Below are 15,058 nucleotides of genomic sequence, written 5' to 3'. Positions count from 1 at the left end.
ACAGATTATACCTTATCTAAGAATTTACCCTTTTCTTTCTCAAACTCAGGGTAAAACTCACAGAGCAGTTTAACGAGTTTTTCAGCTTCTATCTGTCCTGGAGCTACAGGTTTTCCAAAGAATGTGTAGGTTAAAAGTGAACCGAAGGAGAATCCAACTACCCTTGTAAACTTTCCTTCTTCTCCCATTACCATGAAGATTTTTGGATGGTTGAATTTACTCAAGGTGCAGCAAACTCTTGCTGCATCCTCTTTTTTCCTTCCAGTGAAAGCCAGTTTAACTATGTCAGCACCTGATTCAACAGCTCTATTGAAAATTTCTTCGATTTCCTTTTCTGTTGGTGTCTTTTCAAAGTCGTGGTAGGAGACAATTAAAATTTTGTGCTCTTCTCTAACAAGATTCCTTATGTCCGGCAAAATTTCGGAGCGGAGCTCAACATCAACAGCACCTGTAGCAGGGTGTTTTACAATCTCTTTAAAAAGCTCAAGCCTTATATGTTCGCTCTTCTTAAATTTACCACCTTCCCAGTCTGGTCTGAGAGTTGATACTGTATAAAATCCAAAATCGGCTATCAGATCCAGAAAGTTTTTGATAGATTCTCTACTTACTTCACTTAGTAGATCTACTCTTGCTTCAATAAGGTCAATTTTCAACTCTCTCGCTTTCTCAAGGTTCTCCTTCAGCCTTGTGTCGTTCAGTGCAACGATCACCCTTGGAATACTACCCAGCTCTACAGTTCCTATTTGCATCTTAGCTCCTGTGTCTGTAGGCTATTACTTCCACGTCTTCAAGGACTACAAGTCCTTCTTCAATTATTCTATCAAGAACTTTCAAAAACTCCCTAATTTTTTCTTCTCTATCTATTATTTCAATAACCACTGGCAAGTTTTGGGAAAGACGCCAGACCGAGAAAGTTTTAAACTCGGAGTGACTTCCTATTCCAGCAACAGCTTTTAAAACAGTAGCTCCGGCAATGTTGTTCTCTTTAACGAGTTCCAGTATGTATTCCCAGAGGGGTTTTCCTTCAAACTTATCCTCAAGACTGATGAATATTCTCAGTAGCTTTCTCTTCCCTGCCAGCCCTTTCATATCAATAGTTCCTTGTAACCCGAAGAACTTCTTCTGGTGTTGTTATTCCTTTGGCAATCTTAATTCTTCCAATTTCCCTTAGGGTTCTCATACCATACCTTCTGGCAATTTCTCTTATTTCATCACTGTTTTTTCCTTTGATTACAGCATCTCTTATTTCGGGTAGCATCTCCATAACTTCATAGATAGCCACCCTACCTTTGTAACCGGTATAGTCGCATTTTTCACATCCTCTGCCTTTGAAAGTTTGAAGACCAGCAATCTCTTCATCTGTAAAGCTAACCTCTTTTAGAACCTCAGGGGGATACTGGTGTGGTTCCTTACAATGGGGACATATCTTTCTTGCAAGCCTCTGGGCAATTACCAGAATAACTGAGGAAGAAACCAGAAAGTTCTCAATTCCCATGTCAATAAGTCTTGTTACTGTGCTGGGAGCATCGTTGGTGTGTAGAGTAGAAAGAACAAGGTGTCCCGTTAGAGCAGCTTCAATTGCTATTTCGGCAGTTTCTACATCACGGATCTCTCCCACCATTATGACATCTGGATCCTGACGCAGGAAAGCCCTCAGGACTCTGGCAAAAGTCAGCCCAATTTCTGGTTTAACCTGAACTTGATTGATTCCGTAAAGATTGTATTCAACAGGATCCTCAACAGTCATTATGTTAACTTCTGGAGTGTTTATCGTAAGAAGTGAAGAATAGAGCGTTGTGGTTTTACCAGAACCGGTTGGACCTGTTACGAGAACCATTCCGTATGGAGAATGGATCGCTTTATCGAGAAGCTTATATTCCCGTTCTTCCAGTCCCAGTTCAGAAAGGTCAAGCTTCAAACTCTCTCTATCGAGAATCCTTAGAACAATTTTCTCCCCGTAAATCGTAGGAACAGTTGAAACTCTGAAGTCGATTTCCCTCCCTCTAAACTTAACTTTCATCCTTCCGTCTTGAGGAAGTCTCTTTTCAGCTATGTCAAGATTACTCAACACTTTAAACCTTGCTGTAACAGCATCTTTTATCTCTACTGGATATTTTGCAACTAACTGAAGAACTCCATCAATCCTGTATCTTATCCGGAGTTCTTTTTCGAAAGGCTCGACGTGAATGTCACTGGCACCTTTCCTTAGTGCTTCTATAATAATTGCATTAACCAGTTTTACTATTGGAGCTTGTGTTGCAAGCTGTTTGAGGTCATCGAGAGATATTACATTTGATTTGGTATCTACCTCTTCAGTTTCCAGTTCCTTCTCAGTACTCTCTTTCAGAAATTCACTTTTAAGTCTTGAGAAAAACTCCTCTTCAGTCTTACCATAAACTTCCTGGAGTTTCTCTTTAATTCTAAAAGGTAAAGCAACATAAGGTTGTATTCTGTATCCGGTTGAAAATCGAACTCTCTCCCTAATCTGAACATCGGAAGGATCTGCCATTGCTAAGCGTAGTGTAGGACCGGATTTTGCAAATGGAATAAGGACAGCTTTTTCTGCAGTTGCTCTTGGAACAATTTTTACAATTTCAGGGGAAATAGAAACCTCTCTTAGATCAACATAGGGTACCCCGAAAAACTCTGAAAGAAGGGAAAGAAGTTTTTCTTCTGTAATAACCTTTGAATCAATGAGATATTTAAGCCACTCTTCTTTTCCTTTTTCTATCAAATTTTGGGGAATTCCCAGCCGTTCTACGATAAATTCTTTAAGTTTTATCTCGTCAGCTTTGTTCATTCCTTGATCCTAAGTTCTTTTTTAACCTTTTACAGCTTCGCTCAACTTATGAAGGAGATCAGATGGACTCTTAATTGGAAACTCCAATCTATCAACAAGTTCTACCGCTGGTAAATCTTTTACCTTTATACCAGAAAGTCTGCTCTTAAGTGCTTCTTTTTCTGCTTCCTCTATTGGGAAATGCATACCTTTAATGGCAGTTAAAACTTCCACCGGCCATACAATCCCTAAGAGTTTCGAAAGGTATGTTTCACATACAGAAACTACAAACGGAACATAGTCTCTTCCAGCTTTTACTTCCTGGTAGGCAAGTTTTGCAAGTCCACCAGCAGTATGAACCTTAATTTCTTTGCTTTCAAGCTCTCCGTGGAGTTTCATCATAACAAGTTCAGGATCTGCAGAAAGCATGTTTCTTACGGTCTGTTTTGTTATTCCTATAAATTCTGCAATTTCATCTTCCGTTTTCATTCCTTCTTCTTTTAAAACAACAGCATAAGCAGCTTCCATAAGGCTGGGGATCCATGTAAGATTCCTGTATTCAAAAAGTTTCCTGGGTCCCCCTATAATTTCGAGAGCTTTCAAAAATACTCTCAGTGCAAGGGTATCGTAATCAACTTCTTTGGGTTCTACCTGAATAACCACGACAGCCTCCCTTTTGGTATTTTCGATTATTATATAATTTCGCTCAAAGTCACAAGACTTAGTAATTCAAGAGTGGGAGATAGGTCATGAGAAGAGTCGTAATTACAGGATTGGGTGTAGTTTCACCTGTTGGAAGTGAGCTAAAGACCTTCTGGGAAAACATTACAGCTGGCAAGTCAGGAGTGTCAAAAATATCAAAATTTGATATCTCAGATTTCCCTGTTCAGATAGCAGCAGAAGTTAAAGACTTTGATCCTCTTGAGTACTTTGACAAGAAGGAAGTAAGGAGAACTGATCCCTTTATTCAATATGCGATGGGAGCTGCTGTTCAGGCTGTGAAGAATGCAGGACTCGACACTGATAAAGTTGATCCAGAGAGAGTAGGCGTTTTAATAGGTTCAGGAATTGGAGGAATTAAAACTATTGAAGAACAACATACCATTCTCCTCAATAAAGGACCTAAGAGAGTTTCTCCTTACTGTGTTCCAATGGAGATTATAAACATGGCTTCTGGTCTCGTTTCAATCAGGTTCGGCTTTAAGGGACCAAACATCTCTGTTGTAACGGCCTGTGCAACGGGAACCCATGCTATTGGAGAGGCTTACAGAACTATTCAATACGGTGATGCTGACGTTATGGTGGCCGGCGGTGCAGAAAGTGCTATTACTCCCCTAAGTATTGCAGGATTCGCTGCTGCAAGAGCCCTCTCCACAAGGAATGATGAACCAGAAAAGGCAAGCAGACCTTTTGAGAAGAACAGGGATGGTTTTGTAATGGGAGAAGGTGCAGGCGTTGTTGTTCTTGAGGAATATGAACATGCAAAGAGAAGGGGAGCTCCAATCTTAGCAGAGATTGTGGGATACGGAACAAGTGGTGATGCATACCACATGACAGCTCCAGCCCCCGGCGGTGAGGGTGCAGCAAGGGCTATAAGAAACGCTCTAAAAGATGCAAAAATCTCCTCAGATATGATTGACTATGTCAATGCTCATGGAACCTCAACGAAGTTTAACGATCTTTACGAAACGATGGCCATAAAGAGTGTTTTTGGAGACCACGCTTACAAGCTGAAAGTAAGCAGTATAAAATCAATGATAGGCCACCTCCTTGGTGCTGCTGGAGGAGTTGAAATCGTCGCTTCAGTCTTAACTCTTCAAACAGGTGTTATTCCTCCAACTATCAATTATGAAGAACCCGATCCAGAATGTGACCTTGATTATGTTCCAAACGAAGCTATTGAGATGGACGTTAACTACGTCCTGAAGAACTCCTTTGGATTCGGTGGAACTAACGCCTGTCTCGTGCTTAAGAGGGTATAGGCTTGGATGAAAGAAGGTTTGAAGAGCTCGAAAGAAAGATAGGTTATTTCTTTAAGGATAAAGAGTTCCTCAGGAAGGCATTGACACATAAATCCTTTTCCTTTGAGAAGGATAGGAAAGAAAATTACGAAGTCCTTGAGTTTCTTGGAGATGCAGTTATAGGACTCATTGTGAGTGAGGAGCTCATAAAACGGTTCCCAACAAAGTCAGAGGGAGAGCTCTCCCAAATAAGGGCATATCTTGTTAGTGAACCTTCTCTTTCAGAGCTTGCAAAAACCGTTGATTTAGGAAGTTATATCTACCTTGGAAAGGGAGAGCACCTTTCTGGAGGAAGGAAGAAGAGTTCCATACTCTGTGATGTTTTTGAATCTCTCTTTGGCGCTATTCATCTTGACAGTGATTTTGAAACTGCAAGGGAAGTTTTCAAGAAAAACTTCCTTAGTAAGATGTGGGAAATACTCGAAAAAGCTGTTACCTATAAGGATTTTAAGAGCCTTCTTCAGGAAGTTACTCAGAAAGAGTTCAAAGTTGTTCCTAACTATAGAGTCATTAAATCGGAGGGACCTGAACACGAAAAGGTTTTTACCGTTGAGTGCAGAGTAAGAGATTTAAAGACTGTTTCTACAGGAAGGTCAAAGAAAAGTGCTGAGCAGCAGGCTGCAAAAGAGATGTTAAAAGTTTTAGGAGTTATAGATGAGAATAAGTGATATTAAGATACTTCTTGTTTCTTCTTCTCCCAGAAGAAGAGAGATCCTTTCAATGGTTGGTATTCCCTTTAGGGTTTTAAAGGCTTCTGTTGAGGAAGAAATACTTCTTTCACCTATTGAAACAGCGGTGAAAAATGCTGAGAAGAAAGTACTTAGTGTAAAAGATGAACAGAAAGAAGAAATTGCACTTGCTGCCGATACAATAGTTGTTCTTGACAATAAAATCCTTGGAAAACCAAAAAGTGAAAAGGAAGCCATAGAATTCCTAAAACGGCTCTCAGGAAGATGGCATACAGTTATAACAGGTTTTTCTCTTCGTTTTCCAAATGGAAAATTAGTAAGTTCCTATGAAGAGAGCAAAGTTAAGTTCAAGAGGTTATCTCTTTCTGAAATAGAGTGGTACGTTTCTACAGGAGAACCTCTTGACAAAGCTGGTGCTTATGGAATTCAGGGAATTGGTGCTCTGTTTATTGAGAAAATAGAGGGAGACTTCTTTAATGTCATGGGGTTACCCATAAATCGTATTTACGATATAATTAGTTTAGAAACTTAAACTTAAAGGGTGGGGATATGGATTTAGGAGTTATAACACTTATTGTTGCTGTAAGCTTTGGAGCAGTAGGTATCTTGATAGGCTTTTTCATTGGCAAATCATCCCATAAAGGAGAGGATAAAAAGGAGGCAATAGAAAATATAAAAGTTGATGAAAAAATTTCCCTCCTTTCCTCAAAGATAGAAGGATTGACAGAAGAAGTTAAGACCAAATTCTCTGAATTTTCAAAAGCTTCTATTAGTGAAATAGAAAGAAAAGTAAATGAACTATATAAAGAGCTGGATAGTCTACAACAGGAATTAAATGGACTTCAACTTTCAAATGGTAGTATTCAAGCTTTTGAAAAAGCCAAACAGTCTTTAAAAGGCATCAAACTTTCTTTACCTTCCATTGACCAATCACTTTTAACCCAAGTTAAGGATAACCTAATCATTATTAGAACAGACATTCAGTCTTTAATGCAGAATGAAAAAGAAAAAAAAGAAGTAAAAGTTGATTTGACACATCTAATCGATGCTATTAATTCAGCTATAACCTTAGCTAAGGAAATCAATGCAAGGGCTGTAAAAGACGAACTTATAGCTTTCGCTAACTCTCTCCAAGAAAAAGATAAAAACGAACTACTGAAAGATCTTGATAAGCAAGCGCTTACATCTAAGGAACTGGTACTTGTACTTTCTACTATTAGAAAGGAAATAGAAGGAGCTAAGAGATGAAAATTCTTTTCGCTGATGACAAGAAGAACTGGCACATTCTTTTTGAAAATGTTTTAAAAGAAAGGAATATCAAGGTTCTACACGCTTACACACCAAAAGATGCTGTTGAAAAAATTTCCCAAGAAAGACCGAATGTAGTTATCCTTGATATGACACTTCGGGATGGTAGTGCTTTGGATGTTTTACCAAGTATAGTAAAGGAAAGACTTCCTGTCATAGTTATAGGCTACAAAGGTGAAGGTTTAGATGAGGAAAAGTTAAAATCATACGGAGCAAGTAGGGTTCTTCAAAAACCCTTTACTGTTAATGAACTGTTGTCAGTTCTCGAAGAACTTGGAGAAAGGACTGTAGAGCATGAGGAGGAAGAAAAACTGGAAATTGTTCTTCCAGAAGAAGCTACTATTTCTCCTTCCGAACCGGAAGAGTTAGAAATCATAGAGCTTGAACCAGAAGAAGAAATAGAGGTACAACCAGAGCAACTATCACAAGTACAAGAAGAGCAACCAGTAAAAGAAGAAATTTTATCTACTTCAACAGTAGCAACATCAACAGAAATCAGTAAAGAAGAATTAAAGGAATTACTCAAACCAGAAATAGAGAACATAATTCGCGAAATCGTCTGGGAAGTGGTTCCAGAAATTGCAGAAAAGGTAATAAGAGAGGAGATAGAAAGGCTCATAAAAAGCAGGCTTGCGTAGATGTTCAGGATTGGCATAGGCTACGATGTCCACAGACTTGAAGAAGGTTATTCTCTCATAATTGGTGGTGTTAAAATTCCGTTTGAAAAAGGTTTGAAAGGACATTCTGATGCAGATGTTCTTGTTCACGCAATATGTGATGCAATCCTTGGTGCTTTAGCATTTGGAGATATAGGAGAACACTTTCCAGACAGTGATGAAAGATACAGAGGAATATCCAGTTTAGTACTTCTAAGTAAAGTAAATGAAAAAATCAAAAGTTCTGGTTATAGAGTTGAGAATGTTGATTCAATAGTGGTGGCACAAAAGCCCAAGCTGAGTCCTTATAAGTTTCAAATGAGAAAGAATATAGCTGAGGTGCTGGAGATCCCCGTGGATAGAGTTTCGGTGAAAGCTACAACAACAGAGAAGCTGGGTTTTGAGGGAAGAGGTGAAGGAATATCTGCTCAAGCTGTGGTCCTTCTAAGAAAGATAGAGGAATGAGATAGGAGGAATTGGTATGGAAATGGACATAATGGAAATTATGAAGATTGTTCCGCACAGATATCCTTTTCTCCTTGTGGACAAAATCATTGAGTTTGAACCGAAGAAAAGGATCGTTGGAATTAAGAATGTAACCATGAATGAACCTTTCTTTCAGGGACACTTTCCAGGGCATCCAATAATGCCGGGAGCTCTTCTCATTGAGGCAATGGCTCAGGTGGGCTGTGTTCTAATGTTTAAGTCCTTTGACTTAACTCCTGAAGAGTATGTTGTCTATTTCATGGGAATAGACAAGGCACGTTTCAGGAAGCCTGTAAGACCTGGAGATACTGTAAAATTTGTCTTAGAACCAAAAACCATTAAGAAAAAGCTTTCAAAAATGGTAGGTATAGCTTACGTTGGAGAAGACGTTGTGTGCGAAGCTGAAATAATGGCAATGATAGCGAGGAAGTAATGGTTACCATTCATCCTACTGCTGTTGTTGAAAAAGGTGCTGAGTTAGATGAAGGTGTTATTATAGGTCCTTTTTCTTACATAGGAAGTCAGGTAAAGATCGGTAAGAATACCGTCATAAAACAGGGTGCCGTAATTGAAGGGGATACGGTAATAGGAGAGGAGTGCACGATATTTGGTGCAAGTATAGGCGTAGAACCTCAGGATCTCAAGTATAAAGGTGAACCCTCAAAAGTAGTAATCGGTAACAGGGTTAAGATCAGGGAATATGTAACCATCCACAAGGGAACTGAAGGCGGTGGAATGGTGACTAAAATTGGAGATAATGTTCTCCTCATGGCTTACTCTCACATTGCCCACGATTGTTTGATTGGCAACAACGTTATTGTGGCAAATGCTGTTCAGGTTGCAGGCCATGTAACCATTGAGGATTTTGCAATTGTTGGAGGACTCTCCGGAATTCACCAGTTTGTAAGGATTGGGAAACACGCAATGGTTGGTGGAGCTTCAGCTGTTCACAGAGACGTTCCACCCTTTACAGTTGCTCAGGGAAATAGAGCAAAACTTGAGGGAATAAACATTATTGGTCTTAAAAGAAGAGGATTTTCAAGAGAAACGATAAGGGCACTTACTACCGTTTTTGAGATGGTTTTCAAGACTGATGAGCCGCTCCAGGTTTCCTTGAACAGAGTGGAGGAGGAGTTTGGGGACATTCCAGAAGTTATTGATTTTGTCAATTCCATCAGAAATAGCAAGAGAGGAATCTGTCCGGCTTGAAGTTAACAAAGGAAACGGTTCTAAACAAGCTTGTTTTCCTTGGAACTGCTGGAGCCAGATACGTAGCTTTTGGGTTTCAGAGACAGGCTGGTGGACTCTGGTTTAACTTTGAAGGGATCAATATTCACGTTGATCCTGGTCCTGGAGCCTTCATTCACTCTCATAAAAAAGGTCTTGAGCCAAACTGGGTTGATGTTGTTATCCTCTCTCACAGGCACCTTGACCATTGTGCCGACGTTAACCACATCCTTGAAGCAATGACTCTTGGAGGAAAGAAGAAGAGGGGGATCCTGTTCTGTCCTGAGGATGCAATTGAAATAGATCCTGTTGTACTTCAATTCACAAGAGGAAATATTGAAGAAACAGTAATAATAAGAGAAGGGATGGGATTTTCGATTTCGGATAACTTAAAAGTTGTTTTCCCTGTCCGTAATGTTCACGGAGTTGAGACTTATGGAATGGTTTTTTATTGGAAGAAGAAAGTCGGATACATATCCGATACAGCCTACTTTGAAGGAATAGAGGAAAAGTACAAAGATGCAGAAGATCTGTTGATTTTAAACGTTACAATGAAAGAACCCAATCCGAGGATAAGCCATCTTTCTGCCGTTGATGCAGAGAAAATAATTGGTGAGATAAAGCCTAAGGTCGCCATTCTCACTCACTTTGGAAGAACCATGCTAAAGGTAAAGCCATGGGAAGTTGCCCTTGAGATTTCAAAGAAGACAGGAGTAAATGTGATTGCAGCTTATGACAACATGGTTTTTGACCTTGAAACGTTAACTGTGATTAAGCAGAGATGAGTGTCAGGATTGCTTTAACTGGAAGACCAGGAATTGGAAAGACTACAGCCATTAAAAAAATAGTGGAAAAGTCAAAAGATAAAGTAGTCGGTTTCTGGACAGAAGAAATCCGAAATGGAAATAAAAGAGAAGGTTTTGAAATTGTGAGAACAGATGAGAAAAGGGAACTCCTTGCCTCTGTTAATATCAAAACTCCACATCGAGTTGGAAAATACAAAGTAAACGTTGGAGGTTTTGAAAAATTTGTTGTTCCCTTCCTCAAAGAAGCTTTAAAGAGTGACAAAATCCTTGTGATAGACGAGATAGGAAAGATGGAGCTCTTCTCGAAAGAATTTGAAAAGCTGATTCAGACAATTCTGAAGTCTAAGAAAAGTTTTGTAATAACTATTCCAATTAGGGATATTCACCCTGTTGTGAAGAAGCTGAAAAACTTTTCTGATGTTATAGTTTTAATTCTTACAGAGGAAAACAGAAATGAAATTCCCGATAAAGTAATGAAACTGCTGGAGGAAAAGAATGGAAGATAGGAAAAAGAATATTGGAATTCCAGATAGGGAAAGACTTATGAAAGAGCTTACCTCTCAGGTCAAGGACGACCTGAAGAATTACTTTCAGGAGAGAGACTACGGAGTAATTGCTGTTACAAAAGAGGACGCACTGAGGGCTTTTGTTGTAAAGACAACAACCTTGTGCGAGATAGCAAGACTCAGGCATAAAACCTCTCCAATTGCGACTGCAATCCTTGGGAGAGCTTTAACTGGAGCTATCTTATTGACTTCTCTTCTAAAACACGGGACAGAGCAGAGGATTCTTTTGAGAATAGAGGGAGATGGTCCAGTAGGTCTTGTTGTTGCTGAAGCCAATGCTAAAGGAGAGGTTAGGGGATTTGTCCAGAACCCTGACGTTCCAACCTTTGTTAAGGAGGTAAACGGGAAAAAGAAGTTTGACATAGCGAAAGCTGTGGGAAAAGGAACGTTAACCGTTGTGAAGGATTTTGGATTTGGAACACCTTATGAAAGTACTGTTCCTCTTGTTTCTGGAGAGATTGCAGAGGATATTGCCTACTACCTTCTAAAGTCTGAGCAGATACCATCTGCCGTTTCCCTCGGTGTTCTGGTTGGGGAGACAGGAAAGGTTGAAGCTGCTGGAGGATTCTTTGCCCAACCTCTACCTGGTGCAACAGACACGGCAATAGCAAAGCTTGAAGAAAACGTTAAAAAGATGCCATCTGTCAGTTCGTTGATAAAAGATGGTAAAAGACCAGAAGAGATTGTGGAAATGCTCTTTGAAGGCTTTACTCCAAATCTTCTTGCTCTTAAGGAGCTTTCTTTCAGGTGTAAGTGTTCAAAGGAGGTTGCGGAGGGAGGTATTATGGTGTTCCCAGAGAGTGAAATTAAGGAGCTCATAAAGGAGGGAGGAGTTACTATAAAGTGCAACTTCTGTAACGAAGAGTACTTCTTCAGCAAGGAGGAACTTGAGAAGATTTTAGAGGAAAGGAAAAAGCAGTCCAACTAAAGGTTTTGAGATGACAAAATGTTCAATTTTTCCAATTGGTGAAATCCTTGGTGTAATTCTATATGAGGCGGGAAAAGCATTGAGGAAGAAATTTCACTTAGAACCTGTTTCCCCGGGAACCCTTCCACCGGTAGCCTATGGGATTAGAGATGGACAGCTCCTTGCTGATGCTCTGCTTCAGGAGGTTTTGAACGCAAAACCGAAAGATCATCTCTTTGCAGCTGGAATTACACCTTACGATATTTACTCTGATAACTTGAACTTTGTCTTTGGTATTGGCCTGCCCTTTAAAGGTTGTATCGTTTCGTATGCACGTCTTTATTCAGAAGATGAAGAACTTTTCCTTTTGAGGTTTAGAAAGGAAATTACCCACGAGATGGGACACGTTTTTGGTCTTTCCCACTGTTCAAACTCTTACTGTGTTATGCATTTTTCAAACTCGCTTGCCGATACTGATAGAAAGAGTGAAGACTTCTGTCCTTTTTGTCAGAAAAAACTGAACACTGTGATGGAAGAGTTTGGCTTAATGTAGAATTTCCCAAACAAATTTGATGGAGGTTTTGATGATACCAAGGTACACTCTTCCAGAAATGGGAGCTATCTGGGATGAGCAGAACAAATTGAGAAACTGGTTGAAGGTTGAAGTTGCAGCAGCTGAAAGCTGGGCAGAGCTTGGAAAGATTCCAAAAGAGGCCGTTGAGAAAATTAAAGAAAAAGTTAAACCTTATCTTGAAGGAGAGAAGGATTTTGACATAGAGAGAATCAATGAGATTGAAGCAGTTACAAACCACGACGTTATCGCCTTTCTTACCTACATAAAAGAGATAGTTGGAGATGAAGCAAAGTACCTCCACTTTGGAATGACCTCTTCCGATATGCTCGACACAGCCTTTGCCCTTCAGATAAAGCAGGCAGGTGAACTTCTCCTAAAAGACATTGAAAAAGTTATGGAAGCCATAAAGAAGCGTGCCTTTGAGCACAAGATGACAGTTATGATAGGTAGAACTCACGGAATTCACGCCGAGCCAATCACTTTTGGTTTAAAGCTTGCCATCTGGTATGACGAAATGAAAAGAAATTACGAAAGATTAAAGGCTGCTGTGATGAGAGCAGCAGTTGGAAAGATCTCAGGGGCTGTTGGAACGTTTGCAAACATTGACCCAAGAGTTGAAGAGATGACCTGTGAAAGGCTTGGAATTGGATACGCAAAGGCTTCAAACCAGGTAGTTCAGAGGGATAGACACGCTGAATTCCTGACTGCAATGGCTTTAACCGCCTCTTCAATTGAAAAGTTTGCAACTGAAATTAGACACCTTCAAAGAACTGAAGTTAGGGAAGTTGAAGAACCATTTAGAAAAGGACAGAAAGGTTCATCAGCTATGCCTCACAAGAGAAATCCAATTCTGTCTGAAAGACTCTGCGGACTTGCGAGGGTTGTAAGGAGTGCTTCCATTGTTGGAATGGAAAACATAGCATTATGGCACGAAAGGGACATTTCCCACTCCTCAACAGAGAGAACAATCTTTCCAGATGCATGCATAGCCCTTGACTACATGCTTCAGAAGTTTGCGAATCTTATGGAGAACCTTGTAGTTTATCCTGAAAACATGATGAAGAACTTAAATCTTTTAAGAGGACTTGTTTTCTCCCAGAGAGTTCTTCTCACTCTCATTGAAAAGGGTGGACTTTCAAGAGAGGATTCTTACGCAATCGTTCAGGAAAACGCAATGAAAGTCTGGAACGAAGGGGCAGACTTTAAAGAGCTCCTTAAAGCCGATGAGAGAGTCAGAAAGGTTCTAACAGAAGAAGAGATTGAAGAGATTTTTGACCTTTCCTACCATACAAAACACGTTGACTACATATTCAAGAGAGTCTTCGGAGAGTAATTCAAACTATCACTATACCCCCCCTTTGTAAGGGGGGTATAAAGTTTCCTCCTTTTCGAATGGGAGTGGGAAAATTATTACACTTTCCCTTTGTTTAAAGGGAACTGGGGGAATTAAATAAAACCTAATAGATGTCTTAACTTCCTTTTTTTCTTGCTGTTCTTTCCCTCCAGAAGCACTTAAATTAAGAAACAGAACATGAATCTGGAGGGAGAGATGTCTACTGTTGAAGCCAAATACTGGGAACCACTTGAATCAAATAAGGTAAAGTGCACCCTATGTCCTCGGGGCTGCATAATTCCTGATGGAGGACAGGGATTTTGTCTCGTCAGAAAGAATAAGGGGGGAAAGCTCTACACGAGCGTTTACAGTGAGATAACGTCAGCAAATTACGATCCAGTTGAGAAAAAACCTCTTTACCACTTCTATCCAGGTTCTGTAATTTTTTCAATTGGGACAAACGGTTGCAACCTTGACTGCAAGTCCTGTCAGAACTGGGAGATAGCAAGACAAGAGACTCTGAGACAACTGTTCACTCCTGAAATGGCTGTTGAATATGCAAGACGCTACGGTTCAATAGGTATTGCTTATACCTATAACGATCCAATAATCTGGTTTGAGTATGTAAGAGATACTGCTGAAAAGATGAAAGAAGCTGGACTTGTAAATGTTATGGTAACAAACGGGAACATAAACATAAATGCTCTTAGAGAGCTTTTACCTTTGATAGATGCATTTAACGTTGACCTGAAAGGTATGGATAGGGATTACTATCTGAGATTTTCATCCTTTCCAAATCCCAATGTCTGGGAAGTTTGTGAAGAGATAAAGAAAGCAGGAAAGCATTTAGAGTTGACAAAGTTAATCGTTCCAGGTTTTGATGGTTTCACCGTAGAGTATTTTGAAAGGTTTGGAAAGTGGGTTTCAGAAAATCTTGGTAAGGATGTACCCATTTATTACTCAAGGTTCTTCCCTGCTTACAAGCTGATGGGCACTTCACCGACTCCCCTTGAAGTTATAGACATGGCTTACGATGTTACTAAAGAGTACTTGTACTACGTCTATGTCGGGAATGTCATTGAACCAGAGAAGGAATCAACCTACTGTCCCCAGTGTGGAGCTCTTCTTGTCAGAAGAGTTGGCTACAACGTTGAAGTTCTCTTCAATCCGGACGGTAAGTGTCCAGAATGTGGCAGGCCTGTTGATTTTGTGTTTTAATAGAAAGTAAAGTGATTTGGGGGATAGGATGAGACTTTTCAGTCTAGCATTTGGAAATGGGGAGTATATACCAATCAAATACACATGCGATGGTGAAGATATTTCTCCACCGCTTCTCTTCTTTGACATTCCAGATGAAACACAAAGTTTTGCCATTATAGTGGACGATCCAGATGCGCCATCCGGAGTTTTCACTCACTGGATCATTTACGACATTCCTGGGAATTTCGAAGGACTGCCAGAAGATGTTCCTCCCGCATCTGAACTTGAATATGGCATAAAACAGGGAGTAGACAGGTTGGGCAGGATAGGTTACAACGGTCCCTGTCCTCCTCCGGGAAGACCTCACAGGTACTTCTTCATCCTCTTTGCCCTTGACGTTCCAACAATTGGACTTCCGGCAGGAATTTCAAAGGGAGATTTCCTTAAAGCCATTGATGGACATGTAATTACACAGGATGAGCTTGTGGGTCTTTACGGTAGATAAT

The 15,058-nt window shown here is 40.1% G+C and carries 19 protein-coding genes; 15 read left to right on the top strand and 4 right to left on the bottom strand.

Annotated elements, in window-relative coordinates; translation table 11 throughout:
• Positions 1-5 precede the first annotated feature (5 nt).
• The 4 genes from aroD to ACYQ3A_RS07360 are packed head-to-tail and all read right to left on the bottom strand — an operon-like array spanning position 6 to position 3,442.
• Positions 6-749, bottom strand: a complete 744-nt coding sequence (aroD, locus tag ACYQ3A_RS07375; RefSeq protein ID WP_459896569.1) for a type I 3-dehydroquinate dehydratase — start codon at positions 747-749, stop codon at positions 6-8.
• Position 750: 1 nt separating this feature from the next.
• Positions 751-1,089 (bottom strand): DUF190 domain-containing protein, encoded by a 339-nt coding sequence (locus ACYQ3A_RS07370; RefSeq protein WP_459896568.1) that lies wholly within the window; start codon positions 1,087-1,089, stop codon positions 751-753.
• A gap of 1 nt (position 1,090) precedes the next feature.
• Positions 1,091-2,800, bottom strand: a complete 1,710-nt coding sequence (pilB, locus tag ACYQ3A_RS07365; RefSeq protein ID WP_459896567.1) for a type IV-A pilus assembly ATPase PilB — start codon at positions 2,798-2,800, stop codon at positions 1,091-1,093.
• A 21-nt stretch (positions 2,801-2,821) separates the two neighbouring features.
• Entirely contained in the window at positions 2,822-3,442 is a 621-nt protein-coding gene (locus tag ACYQ3A_RS07360) for a bacterio-opsin activator (RefSeq protein WP_459896566.1), read from the bottom strand.
• A gap of 86 nt (positions 3,443-3,528) precedes the next feature.
• Here ACYQ3A_RS07360 and fabF point away from each other — a divergent pair, with 86 nt between their 5' ends.
• The 15 genes from fabF (at position 3,529) to ACYQ3A_RS07285 (ending at position 15,057) form a co-directional block, all read left to right on the top strand.
• Positions 3,529-4,761: a beta-ketoacyl-ACP synthase II gene (gene fabF, locus ACYQ3A_RS07355; RefSeq protein WP_459896564.1), complete on the top strand. Its 1,233-nt coding sequence runs from the start codon at positions 3,529-3,531 to the stop codon at positions 4,759-4,761.
• Positions 4,762-4,763: 2 nt separating this feature from the next.
• Complete coding sequence (rnc, locus tag ACYQ3A_RS07350; RefSeq protein WP_459896563.1) at positions 4,764-5,468, top strand: ribonuclease III; 705 nt, start codon at positions 4,764-4,766, stop codon at positions 5,466-5,468.
• Position 5,469: 1 nt separating this feature from the next.
• Positions 5,470-6,021 carry a Maf family protein gene (locus ACYQ3A_RS07345; protein ID WP_459897440.1) on the top strand — a complete coding sequence of 184 codons (552 nt, stop codon included), beginning with the start codon at positions 5,470-5,472 and terminating at the stop codon, positions 6,019-6,021.
• A gap of 17 nt (positions 6,022-6,038) precedes the next feature.
• Positions 6,039-6,737, top strand: a complete 699-nt coding sequence (locus ACYQ3A_RS07340) for a hypothetical protein (protein ID WP_459896562.1) — start codon at positions 6,039-6,041, stop codon at positions 6,735-6,737.
• Complete coding sequence (locus tag ACYQ3A_RS07335) at positions 6,734-7,435, top strand: response regulator (protein ID WP_459896561.1); 702 nt, start codon at positions 6,734-6,736, stop codon at positions 7,433-7,435. The genes ACYQ3A_RS07340 and ACYQ3A_RS07335 overlap by 4 nt, the downstream gene beginning before the upstream one ends.
• Positions 7,436-7,918: a 2-C-methyl-D-erythritol 2,4-cyclodiphosphate synthase gene (gene ispF, locus ACYQ3A_RS07330; RefSeq protein ID WP_459896560.1), complete on the top strand. Its 483-nt coding sequence runs from the start codon at positions 7,436-7,438 to the stop codon at positions 7,916-7,918.
• Between the two features lie 16 nt (positions 7,919-7,934).
• Entirely contained in the window at positions 7,935-8,372 is a 438-nt protein-coding gene (gene fabZ / locus ACYQ3A_RS07325; protein WP_459896559.1) for a 3-hydroxyacyl-ACP dehydratase FabZ, read from the top strand.
• Positions 8,372-9,148 carry an acyl-ACP--UDP-N-acetylglucosamine O-acyltransferase gene (lpxA, locus tag ACYQ3A_RS07320; protein ID WP_459896558.1) on the top strand — a complete coding sequence of 259 codons (777 nt, stop codon included), beginning with the start codon at positions 8,372-8,374 and terminating at the stop codon, positions 9,146-9,148. The genes fabZ and lpxA overlap by 1 nt, the downstream gene beginning before the upstream one ends.
• A complete protein-coding gene (locus tag ACYQ3A_RS07315; protein WP_459896557.1) occupies positions 9,145-9,951 on the top strand; it encodes an MBL fold metallo-hydrolase in 807 nt (268 codons plus the stop codon). Before lpxA ends, ACYQ3A_RS07315 begins: the two co-directional genes overlap by 4 nt.
• A complete protein-coding gene (locus tag ACYQ3A_RS07310; RefSeq protein ID WP_459896556.1) occupies positions 9,948-10,478 on the top strand; it encodes an NTPase in 531 nt (176 codons plus the stop codon). The genes ACYQ3A_RS07315 and ACYQ3A_RS07310 overlap by 4 nt, the downstream gene beginning before the upstream one ends.
• On the top strand, positions 10,468-11,466 hold the full coding sequence (hslO, locus tag ACYQ3A_RS07305; protein ID WP_459896555.1) for an Hsp33 family molecular chaperone HslO: 999 nt from the start codon (positions 10,468-10,470) through the stop codon (positions 11,464-11,466). The genes ACYQ3A_RS07310 and hslO overlap by 11 nt, the downstream gene beginning before the upstream one ends.
• Positions 11,467-11,476: 10 nt before the next feature.
• On the top strand, positions 11,477-11,998 hold the full coding sequence (locus ACYQ3A_RS07300; protein WP_459896554.1) for an archaemetzincin family Zn-dependent metalloprotease: 522 nt from the start codon (positions 11,477-11,479) through the stop codon (positions 11,996-11,998).
• Positions 11,999-12,029: 31 nt separating this feature from the next.
• Positions 12,030-13,352, top strand: a complete 1,323-nt coding sequence (gene purB, locus ACYQ3A_RS07295) for an adenylosuccinate lyase (protein WP_459896552.1) — start codon at positions 12,030-12,032, stop codon at positions 13,350-13,352.
• A gap of 216 nt (positions 13,353-13,568) precedes the next feature.
• Positions 13,569-14,570 carry an AmmeMemoRadiSam system radical SAM enzyme gene (amrS, locus tag ACYQ3A_RS07290; RefSeq protein WP_459896551.1) on the top strand — a complete coding sequence of 334 codons (1,002 nt, stop codon included), beginning with the start codon at positions 13,569-13,571 and terminating at the stop codon, positions 14,568-14,570.
• 28 nt (positions 14,571-14,598) lie between these two features.
• Complete coding sequence (locus ACYQ3A_RS07285; RefSeq protein ID WP_459896550.1) at positions 14,599-15,057, top strand: YbhB/YbcL family Raf kinase inhibitor-like protein; 459 nt, start codon at positions 14,599-14,601, stop codon at positions 15,055-15,057.
• The last annotated feature ends 1 nt before the right edge of the window (position 15,058 follow it).

Source organism: Desulfurobacterium crinifex, from assembly GCF_054656775.1.
The sequence above is the reverse complement of the archived record's forward strand: the minus strand, read 5'-3'. Positions and strand labels throughout refer to the sequence as shown.